Origin of the sequence: Legionella tunisiensis, assembly GCF_000308315.1 — a bacterium.
Lineage (GTDB): Bacteria > Pseudomonadota > Gammaproteobacteria > Legionellales > Legionellaceae > Tatlockia > Tatlockia tunisiensis.
Window position 1 is genome coordinate 1 of sequence record NZ_CALJ01000200.1, and the last position, 10,078, is coordinate 10,078.

Consider the following 10,078-nt stretch of genomic DNA (forward strand, 5'->3'; position numbering starts at 1 on the left):
CGTTAATAAATGTCAAATATTGCGCAAGTTCCTCATAAGGCATCTTGTTTTTTATTGCTTCATTTATTAAGTCTATTTTAATTTCAGCAAAATAGGCGTCAAAAGGAGTCAATTTCCCTGTGCTGATTTTCACAATATAGGTATCTATCAGGCCTTGTAATTTACTCCCTTCCTCACTCTCAGCTCGGATATCTGCCAAACGATTTAATAAATTTCTTGCAGAAGGTGTGCGCTCTTGAATACGGTTTAATTCCTGTCTTAAACCAGGATAGCTTTTTATCACTTCTTCACTGGGATTTTCACCTGTAATCATTTTTCTTAATAAATGTACACCTACCATCCGCTCAGATAAAAACGTATCGTAGAACACACTATAATTCCGGTACATAAAATGACGAGCAATACCAATTTTTGATGAGCCTCTAAAGATTGCAGGCATTTTGGCAGCTGTATCTTCAAATGAAAAATCATCTTTCAAACTTGAGCATACTCCACTACCCTCATAGGGCTTACCATAGTCAAAACCATAGAAAGCACCCTCTGCAAACCCTTTGTTTTGGGCTTCTTTACCCATACCATCTCTATCACCAATTGCAATTCCAAAAATTAAATTTTTACCTAAGCCAGGAATATTTTTGGAACGTTTAATCGGAGCATCTCTATCCTCGACCAAAATACCGTTATAATCAGGCTCATCACCGCCATATAGAAATTGCTTTAATTCCTGTAAACCATTTTTCCAACCGCAGGCTAATAATGCATGAGCACCCTTTCTACCGCTATTAACCCAAGCGATTTCCTGCTTTTGGTTTTGATTACTAAAGATACCTGCTAAGCGTGTACCCACAAATTCTCTTATCGCTTCTTTATTCGCATCAATTCTTTTTTCTGTCCTTCGGCATAATCAAGTTTATACATCCAGGCACTTAGCTTATTATTTTTAGCAACCGCCTCTTTGACTTCGTTACAAAGCCATCGAACCCCTGGATCCATTACACTTTTTGCTATGAGGACCTGTCACATGAACATTGATGAAATGAGCAAAATCAATGCGGTTTTTTCTAGATCGACTGTGCTAAGCCTCTCCCTTAAAGCAGTAAGCACGCCTCTAGCCTCGACACTAAGTTTGTCTGTTGACGACAAATTTTCTTCCGTTAAAATTTTTCTAACTCTTTAAAAACTCTGCATCCAAGTCAATCGCTCTAAAACCTGGTTCTACACCACCAGGTTTTTCTGCATAACAAAACTGCGTCCCACCAAACATACTACCTAAACGTGTTAATTCTTTGTCTGTACGCAGTTGTGGTTGACTTAAATCCCTTCGAACAACCTGATCTACTGATTTACTTACAGTAGTAGATACACTTAATTTCTCTGAACCAACCACAGGAGTACTTTTTGAGATTTCGGTCACTCCGGTTTCGGTTCTTTTCACTGGCGGCAACAAACTTTCCTCACCAACATGCTCAGGCTTCACATCCAACTGGGACTTGAAAATACGTATCATTAAACCATCTTTTTATGCGGTAGTGTTCATCTTTACCTAACTCAACACCAAAATTTTTATCACAAAACACTTTAAGATACTTACCTAATTTACTACCTGACCCGCCTGACGATTTTAGAATCTTAGAATATTCATCAGCGTAGACGTCCAAAAGAGCAATAATTTTTGCATCAGGAGATAACTCTTTATCCTCTATTATCGCCGTTATATTTTTATTGAGACGTTCTATACTATCTATGCGATCTGTCTTTATTTGCCCTCCCATCTGTTTAAGAATTGCTTGGTATTCCGTTTCAAAATGATTGGTGGTTATAACTGGTTTGGTTTTACTACCGCCAATTAATAAGTCCATGTAGTGTTTAGTAAATTCTTTATCAACCTCATATTTTTTGCTGCCCTTGGAAGAACCTACTACCTCATCATCGAGCTCCATTGCCACAAAATAATCTGGATCAATTTCCAAGTCACTTAGTAGCAGCTGATAAGCTGCATTTCTTAGGGCATAAGACTCTATTTCAGCACTTGTATATTGAATCCACGCTTGACCTGCAGTCACACCACCATGAGTTGGAAAACCAGGTGCAGTTAATAACCCCCTCAATGCCCGATAACCACAACTCCAACCATCTCTTTGCAAACCATCTGACGCTGGATTAACCGTTTTCGTTGTAGCATCAGGGAAAGCCCTATAAATTCCATCTGTATAATTGATTGCATTAGTTAAAATACTTTGTTCTGTCCCACCCAAAGGCATAGAATCGTGGTAGTTAATAGTGACTGCATTAGTCGTTGGATTAACAGTTACCATCGCATAAGTCCAATGTGATCCTTGACTACGCAGCGAATCTGTACTGCCTCGATTTATAAGCAACGGAATCGTATAGGGTTCTATCGCATCTGCATGCCTCACTCTCTCAAAATGCAAAACCATTCCGATATCTTCCGCGGTTAATCGGGTAATATGCACTCTATCTTTGACACCCATCTTAATTAAGAGACGCTCTAAATCGACTTCCCCCAGCCATTCAGTTGGACCTAAATCACCATTAAGCAATTTTTCAGCAACCCCTAAATTGCTACTTTGTGCATGTAAATCGCGTAAAGAACGAGATGCGAGGTGTTGGTTAAGCTCCAGCCCAGCTAAAATGGCAGCTTTCTGGTCGAATAAAGTTGTTACTGGTGGGACAACATCAGCGAAGACAACGAGTTTGTCTAATAATCTTGCTAGTTCGTTAAATTCTACTTCATGAGTTTTGCGGGTTTCTAAATTATCACTACCAATTGCAACAATATTTAAATTTTCATTGTTTAGATTATAGAAAAAGTCAATGGCCTCGGCTAAATGCTCATAATTATCCATATAATCATCCAGCCAGAGTGGGTTAAAGGCTTCCTTGAATCTCCCCCTCAAATATTGTTCAATAATTCGTCGTTTTTTGGTCTCATCAAGTACTTTAGTTACTTCGCTTACAGGTATCATTTCATCTTCCTCATAAAGATTTTACGAGCCAGATGCAAAGCAAAAGTAGATAGCCTAAGCATCCAACTAGATCGACAGATTTATCTTTACCTTAATCCTTTAAGGTTAAGCGAATATTAAACACATTGTTAAAATATTGAAAATATAAAATGTATTAATATAAAACAAAAAGATTATTTATCATCATAAATAAGTTACTTAGAGTATAGTATTTTTAATGCAAATAATGCTCAACAAGGTTGTTATTTATATATTTTGTTGTTTTTGATGCATATTTTGCAGGCAAATGGTATAATGGCTACCCTAGATTCACAGTTACAGAATAAATAAGGCGAAGGCTTCTATGGGAGATAGAGAAACTGGTAGCGAACAATCACCCTTTGTTCTCTTTCCAGTGAAGCAGAAAAACGGAAAAATTGTTTATTATGTCAGTGATTACTCTGAACCATTGGGAGGATCCGTCTATAAGGGTTATCAATGCGAGTTACGTTCCCCGAAAAACAACTTGACGCCCTGCCGGATAAAGCAAGAAGAAATCACTCTTGATAAAACTCAGGCAGTGGCTTTAAAGTTTTATGAAGAAGGAAAACATCCATCCCCTTACCAATTTTACGATTCAGAAATAGCTATTTTGAAATTAGCAGGTAAAGACGTCCTTATTATGGAATATATTGATGGATTTCATATTTATCCGGATGCAAAGAAAAATACGCAGTTAAGGGAATTAAATTTTTTCAGGTTGTTGATGCTGCCTGGCAACTTATTCAAGGATTAAATCACAGGCATTATAACAATACTAAAGGCCCCTCTGTTGTACACGGTGATATCAAAGGTACAAATGTTAAAATAAGAATAAGGAAAACGGATAACGGGAAAATATGCCAAGTCGATGTATTCTATCTCGATGGCGATTATACGAAGCCCATAGTAAGCACTCCACAATGCCCACAAGGAACCCTTGAGCATTTTGCTATCGAAATTCTAGATGGCTATTATTCGGAAAGCAGCGATTTTTTTGCCTTGGTCCCTCTCTTGTTGAGTCTTTTTGGTGCTAATAATCCCCTGCAAAAGATTCTTGATTTCAGAAATACCCATCCAGGTATGGATCAGGCTGATTTGGTAAAGCAATACCTTAAGCTTGGCTTCTCTTGTGAGGGTTTGTTTGAGCACTTTGACAAAAAACCTGCCCCCTTTATTTGCGAATTAATAAAAAATTTCATTATGCAAATGGGAGCAAAGAACAAGCAAGATCGGCCTAAACCAGAAACGCTGCTGGAGTTTTTTACTGCACTTAGACAGTTTTGCCTTCTTGATGAAGAAAATATGGATAAGGATTTTTATATTTTACGCTTAAGAATAGCCGCGCAGGATAAAACTTGGCTTAGAGAAACAAAATATCCCATTTTGCTTTTGAGTTTAGAAAATAACCAGCAAGACCGACTGATTGCTTTAATGAATTTAGAGCAACGGGTCAAATTACATAGCCTTTTGCTAAACACTGAAGAAGCACTTCGACTGACTGATAAACTTAGAAAAAGCGTCGCTATTGATCTGACACAACTCAGTCAATCGATTAAGCCACCATCCAGACTTGGTTCTTTGTTCTCTACCCCCTTGACTCAGCAAGATTTACAATGGTTAATACACTGTTATGAACACAATGATCGCGTTGAATTCGACTCGCCAACCAACGAAACAATAAGAAAAAACTTAAAAACTGTAGCGAAAAACATTTAGCTCCTTTAATTTCGGTTATCACAGCAGAATTTACCAGTTCAACACAATTAACCCAATCTTCACAAATGTTATCTATGGCTTAAAATTACAAATAGATTTTACAGATTTATTTTGTGAGGTATATATGCCGTTTGAACTTTTAAATCAATGGCTCGATGAGGAAAAAGAAGCCGGAGCACCTAATCCCAAACAAGCGGTGTTATCAACTGCCACATCGCAAGCTATACCTCATAGCCGCGTTGTCGCACTACGTGAAATTTCAACTGAGGCGTTATTATTTTTCACTCAGAAAGGAACAAGGAAAGTCACTGAGTTGGAAAATAATCCAAGAGCTTCACTAGTATTTTGGTTTGAATTGAAACAACGGCAAGTTATTCTTGAGGGATTCGTTGAGCGCTTATCAAAAGTCGAAAATGAAAGTTATTGGCATAGTTATCCTCAAGCCGCTCAAATTAGATTTGCTGCTTATGCACCAACCTCTACACAACCTATAGCATCCAAAGAAATGATCGAAAGCAAAAAACGACAACTTAAAAAGGAATACGGCAGAAAATTATTGCCGTTTAATCCTTTCTACTGCGGTTTTCGCCTTAAACCGACAAAATTTGTTTTTTATGCATTTTTGCTCAGATGAATTATCCGATGTCACCGAATATATCTGGCGCGATACACAATGGCACAGCCAAATTTTATCTCCTTAAAGCGGAATGTCTAGACAGGAATGTGTATATCGCCTACCTTAGGTTTTTATTATTGGATAATTTCTTGTTGAGATGAAATAGGAGAACGAATACTATGCAGAGTTTACACGACAAAATTATCCTAATTACCGGAGCTTCCAGTGGGATTGGTGAAGCCTGTGCTCGTCTTTTTGCTGCTAGTGGTGCGAAACTTATCTTAGCTGCACGTAGAAAAGAACGAATTGATAACCTTGCCGCTGATCTCTATTTCATGCATGGTACGGAGTGTTTACCACTTGCCCTTGATGTCAGGAGTAAATCTGAAGTAGAACTAAGCCTGGGAACTTTGCCAGCTAGTTGGCAACCCATTGATATATTGATTAATAATGCCGGTCTTGCTCTATCGAGCGACCCCATACAAGTTGGCTTTATTGAAAATTGGGACGTAATGATTGATACGAACCTTAAAGGATTACTTTATGTAAGCCGTAGTATTTTACCTGGTATGTTAGTGCGGAATAAGGGACATATCATTAATATTGGCTCCATTGCTGGTCAAGAATGCTATCCAGCAGGTAATGTATACTGTGCTAGCAAACATGCCGTGAGAGCTATTACAAAATCTATGCGTCTGGATTTATTGGGAACACCAATCAGAGTGACCGAGTTGGCACCCGGTGCCGTCGAAACCGAATTCAGTGAAGTTCGTTGGGCGGATAAAAATAAGGCTCAATCATTTTACAAGGAGTTTACTCCTTTACTGGCAGAAGATGTTGCTGATGCTGCTTATTATTGCTTAACCAGACCAGCACATGTTGATATTGCAGAAATGACGATTATGCCCACTGTACAAGCCTCAGCCAACCACATTTATAAAGAGAAATTGAAATAATAACGTGGCCAAGGAAGGCTATCAATGCAAAAAATATCACTAAAACGCTTACTACCTTTGCTAATATTATTTCTATTATTGTTTTTATTTTTTATTTTCGGCTGGGATATTACTTAAGCTTTAATTCTTTAAAAGCGCATCGAGCACAGCTAGTTTCCTGGACTAAAGTACACTATTTGGCCACCGTTTTAGCGTTTATGGGAACCTACATTCTAACTGTCGCAATTTCGGTGCCAGGGGCACTTTTTTTAACGCTGACGGGCGGCTTTTTATTTGGCATTTTTTGGGGAGCTCTCTATGTCATCATTAGCGCTACTATTGGGGCAACATTGTTGTTTCTTGCGGTGCATAGTGCTCTTGGAGAATGGCTTAGCCAAAAAACCACCCAATGGATCACTAAAATGAGAGAAGGATTTCATAAAAATGCTTTTTCATATTTAATAATACTTAGACTCATACCTATATTCCCTTTCTGGGCAGTGAATATTGTTTCGGGACTTTTAAAAGTAAAACCAAAAACTTTTATTATGGCTACCTTTATTGGCATTATTCCCGGTACTTTCATTTATGCCATGATTGGCAATAACTTAGGCGTGTTGTTTGATAGAAACGAAAAACCTGATTTACATACTATTTTTTCTCCGGAAATTTTATTACCTTTAATCGGATTGGCTCTACTATTACTCTTACCTATTATTTATCACCAGCTAAAGGAGAGTAATGGAAAAAAGCTGGTAACTTACGCCGATAACGATTAGAAAATGAAGCACAAGGATTTATCAAAGTGCGTACCGCCCTCTAGTAATACGCCATAATACGGTGTACAAAGACTTATTGTTAAAGTTGTCAGGGACGATACTATGTTGGAACAATCAGTGCGCCCGCTCTATCAAACTTTATTAGTAGAGCCTACTGTACGTTGGATCGGCCATCGCATTGAGCCACTTACTATAACAGTGCTTGCAGGCATACTGGGATTTCTTTTTATTCCAGCGCTACTTTTAAACTTCCCTTACACAGCAGTCGCTTTATTATTAGCCTCTGGCTATTGTGATACCCTAGACGGTACATTGGCTCGTTTCCAGAAAAGTACCACAGCCTTAGGTACTGTTCTTGATATTGTAATTGACCGTTTTGTTGAATTCTCTGTTATCTTAGGATTGTATCTACTCGCTCCGAATATACGTGCACTCGCCACGATTTTTATGTTAGGCAGCATCTTACTTTGTATTACCAGTTTTTTGGTTGTTGGTATTTTTACGCCGAATGAATCGGATAAAAGTTTTCATTACAGTCCTGGTTTAATGGAGCGAGCCGAAGCTTTCAGTTTTTTCATTGTAATGGCTCTTATCCCTCACTATTTTAATCTATTGGCATGGACCTTTAGTTTTTTAGTCTGTTTGACCGCAGTAATTCGGCTTAAGCAATTCGCCCAGGTACAAAATGTAAATATTTGGCAAAATTCGGAATTCTAGAAAAATAAAACGCATAATCTCTTTATAATTCACGCAGCAACTAAGATGGGCGTAATTATGAAAGTTAATAACTCCAAAGAAACACAAAAAGATGCGCGTGCTCGTGCGATTGAAAATAATCCCTGTAATATGTGCCGTGCCTTTGGTTTACCGCTATGCCGCGGTCACGGTGGTGGCGGTGGCGGTAGTAATGACGCAAGTGAAAATCAGGATAATGAGCAATCTATGTTAGAAGCTCCATGGCCTGTTTTAAAACCAGTGACCGAGAATGAAAAACTTATCCAGTTTTTTCTTGAAAGTGGAATGTGGACATTAGCCGAAGATGCTGATTTAGTACTTGAATTCTCCAATCTTGATGCCATATTAACCATTAAGCTAGATATGGAAAATGGTGAGCTCTTGTTTGAGGGTGATCGTGATTTACTGACAGGGACTTTAGATGAATTGTTTGATGCCGTAGAAAAAGAATTAGCCTTTTTCAATCAAGAGCTAATAGCCAGAAAATTAATGAATGAACCAATAACTGCTGTACGTGACGGGGAAAAAATACATTGTCTATAAAAATTCCAAGTCCGCAATATTATGATATTTTTATTGAACGGTTATTGAATAAAAATTTATTACCTAATCGCCCATCTCCTGCACTACAGGAAAAAGAAGATATGCAGCACACCGTGGCTAAAAAATCTCTTGAATTTGAACAAAAAGACATAGCCAGGACCGCTCCTACACCGTTTGATTTATTTGATATTAGCCGTGGTCCCAAGCCTAAAATTGAAGCATAACCAAGGAAAATCAGGGTGATGGATTGCCCGTCTTCCCTATTGAAGCTCGCTATTTCGTTCAAACCAAAAAAGCGTGCTATTGCTGTAACACGTTGTAATTTTTCCAGAAACCACTCTGTTTCTTTCATTTCTGACGAATGATCAAATCACCAAATTAACCCAATTCTCTCAAAAGCGCACTAATAGGAAATTGCTCTGCGCATTTAAATCATCCTTATGAACTATAATTTTTTTAATACTCTGCCGCGGGAGACAATCAATGACAGCCGCAGGCGTGGAAAAAATTAAGATTTTTATATGCGGGGATGTCATGACTGGCCGAGGAATTGATCAAATTCTCTCTCATCCAGCTAATCCCCAAATTTATGAATCTTATCTGACTGATGCCAGAGATTATGTGCGGCTCGCTGAATCAACTAACGGCCAAATACCTTATCCTGTCGATGACAATTATTTATGGGGTGATGCTCTAAACGAATGGCAACTTCGCCAGCCACAGCTAAAGCTCATTAATCTCGAAACCAGTGTTACCCGTCATGATATTCCCTGGCCGCACAAAGGAATAAATTATCGTATGCATCCAAACAATATAACTGTATTAACCGCAGCAAATATTAATGTATGCACTCTTGCTAACAATCATACCCTGGATTGGAACGTGGAAGGTCTAAGAGAAACCCTTTCAATCCTACAAAAAAGCCATATCGCCTATGCTGGCGCAGGTGAAAACATAGTAGAAGCACAAAAACCAGCCATTTTTCCCATCTCTAAAAGACATATTTTAGTATTTTCTATGGGGCTTCGTTCGAGTGGTATTCCCCATGAGTGGCAAGCCACTCAAAACCGGCCAGGAGTCTGGTTACTTGATGATTTAAAAGATTCATTCAGGCAGGTTCAAGAAAAATTTCCAGCTATAAAAAACTGGTGATCTGTGTGTCGCCAGCATCCATTGGGGTGGAAATTGGGGCTATCATATCCCCTGCATTCATCAACAGTTTGCCCATGAACTCGTAGATAGGGCTGGCGTTAATTTAATTCACGGCCATTCATCCCATCATCCGATTGGTCTTGAAATTTATAAAAGCTGTCCAATACTTTATGGCTGTGGTGATTTTCTTAATGACTATGAGGGAATTGAAGGTTACGAGGAATTTAAACCTCACTTATCCTTGATGTATTTTCTAGAGTTTGATGCACAGAGTTTAGAGTTTTTACGTCTTGAAATAGTACCCTTATCACTAAAAAATTTCCAGCTCCACTCTGCTCACTTTAAAGATTGCCAATGGTTAGCCCACACTTTAGAACAAAAATCCCTTTCTGATGGCCTTAAATTCTTACTGAATGACCAAGGATGCATCGTTGTGGAGTTAAATCTGACTCCTTAATTAGTTATATAGATATAGGGATACTGCTTTTTATCGAGCCAGTGAAGAAGGGTTGATAAATGCTGTTTATCCATCGCTACACAACCATGAGTGCCTGTATCAGAAGAGGTCCATAGGTGCATAAAAATTGCACTTCC

15 protein-coding genes are annotated in these 10,078 nt (G+C 38.4%); 10 read left to right on the plus strand and 5 right to left on the minus strand.

The features are described 5' to 3' along the window. The 4 genes from BN58_RS24730 to BN58_RS11865 form a co-directional block, all read right to left on the minus strand. The coding region (locus BN58_RS24730) for a hypothetical protein (RefSeq protein ID WP_040916489.1) at positions 1-847 on the minus strand (847 nt) is incomplete at its 3' end. An 8-nt stretch (positions 848-855) separates the two neighbouring features. Next, entirely contained in the window at positions 856-993 is a 138-nt protein-coding gene (locus BN58_RS30945) for a hypothetical protein (RefSeq protein WP_019217022.1), read from the minus strand. A 172-nt stretch (positions 994-1,165) separates the two neighbouring features. After that, positions 1,166-1,507 (minus strand): hypothetical protein, encoded by a 342-nt coding sequence (locus BN58_RS11860; RefSeq protein WP_156812501.1) that lies wholly within the window; start codon positions 1,505-1,507, stop codon positions 1,166-1,168. Further along, on the minus strand, positions 1,467-2,987 hold the full coding sequence (locus BN58_RS11865; RefSeq protein ID WP_019217024.1) for a hypothetical protein: 1,521 nt from the start codon (positions 2,985-2,987) through the stop codon (positions 1,467-1,469). Before BN58_RS11865 ends, BN58_RS11860 begins: the two co-directional genes overlap by 41 nt. A 343-nt stretch (positions 2,988-3,330) precedes the next feature. Here BN58_RS11865 and BN58_RS11870 point away from each other — a divergent pair, with 343 nt between their 5' ends. The 10 genes from BN58_RS11870 (at position 3,331) to BN58_RS36155 (ending at position 9,941) form a co-directional block, all read left to right on the plus strand. Next, complete coding sequence (locus BN58_RS11870; RefSeq protein WP_019217025.1) at positions 3,331-3,762, plus strand: hypothetical protein; 432 nt, start codon at positions 3,331-3,333, stop codon at positions 3,760-3,762. Then, complete coding sequence (locus tag BN58_RS11875; protein WP_232220567.1) at positions 3,750-4,724, plus strand: hypothetical protein; 975 nt, start codon at positions 3,750-3,752, stop codon at positions 4,722-4,724. The genes BN58_RS11870 and BN58_RS11875 overlap by 13 nt, the downstream gene beginning before the upstream one ends. 124 nt (positions 4,725-4,848) lie before the next feature. Next, positions 4,849-5,358: a pyridoxine/pyridoxamine 5'-phosphate oxidase gene (locus tag BN58_RS24735; RefSeq protein ID WP_019217027.1), complete on the plus strand. Its 510-nt coding sequence runs from the start codon at positions 4,849-4,851 to the stop codon at positions 5,356-5,358. A 161-nt stretch (positions 5,359-5,519) separates the two neighbouring features. Then, on the plus strand, positions 5,520-6,296 hold the full coding sequence (locus BN58_RS11885; protein WP_019217028.1) for an SDR family NAD(P)-dependent oxidoreductase: 777 nt from the start codon (positions 5,520-5,522) through the stop codon (positions 6,294-6,296). Between the two features lie 197 nt (positions 6,297-6,493). Next, positions 6,494-7,054: a TVP38/TMEM64 family protein gene (locus BN58_RS24740; protein ID WP_198009884.1), complete on the plus strand. Its 561-nt coding sequence runs from the start codon at positions 6,494-6,496 to the stop codon at positions 7,052-7,054. 102 nt (positions 7,055-7,156) lie between these two features. Beyond that, positions 7,157-7,771, plus strand: coding sequence for a CDP-alcohol phosphatidyltransferase family protein (locus BN58_RS11895; RefSeq protein ID WP_019217030.1), 615 nt, complete (start codon positions 7,157-7,159; stop codon positions 7,769-7,771). A gap of 57 nt (positions 7,772-7,828) precedes the next feature. Beyond that, entirely contained in the window at positions 7,829-8,332 is a 504-nt protein-coding gene (locus BN58_RS24745; RefSeq protein ID WP_156812502.1) for a hypothetical protein, read from the plus strand. Next, entirely contained in the window at positions 8,323-8,556 is a 234-nt protein-coding gene (locus BN58_RS28565) for a hypothetical protein (RefSeq protein WP_019217032.1), read from the plus strand. The genes BN58_RS24745 and BN58_RS28565 overlap by 10 nt, the downstream gene beginning before the upstream one ends. Positions 8,557-8,815: 259 nt before the next feature. Then, positions 8,816-9,484 (plus strand): CapA family protein, encoded by a 669-nt coding sequence (locus tag BN58_RS36150; protein WP_019217033.1) that lies wholly within the window; start codon positions 8,816-8,818, stop codon positions 9,482-9,484. A gap of 55 nt (positions 9,485-9,539) precedes the next feature. After that, positions 9,540-9,941, plus strand: coding sequence for a CapA family protein (locus tag BN58_RS36155; RefSeq protein ID WP_269570253.1), 402 nt, complete (start codon positions 9,540-9,542; stop codon positions 9,939-9,941). Here the strand turns inward: BN58_RS36155 and BN58_RS30950 are convergent. Then, complete coding sequence (locus BN58_RS30950) at positions 9,938-10,069, minus strand: hypothetical protein (RefSeq protein WP_269570254.1); 132 nt, start codon at positions 10,067-10,069, stop codon at positions 9,938-9,940. The two genes, BN58_RS36155 and BN58_RS30950, sit on opposite strands and share 4 nt — an antisense overlap. Positions 10,070-10,078: the final 9 nt, after the last annotated feature.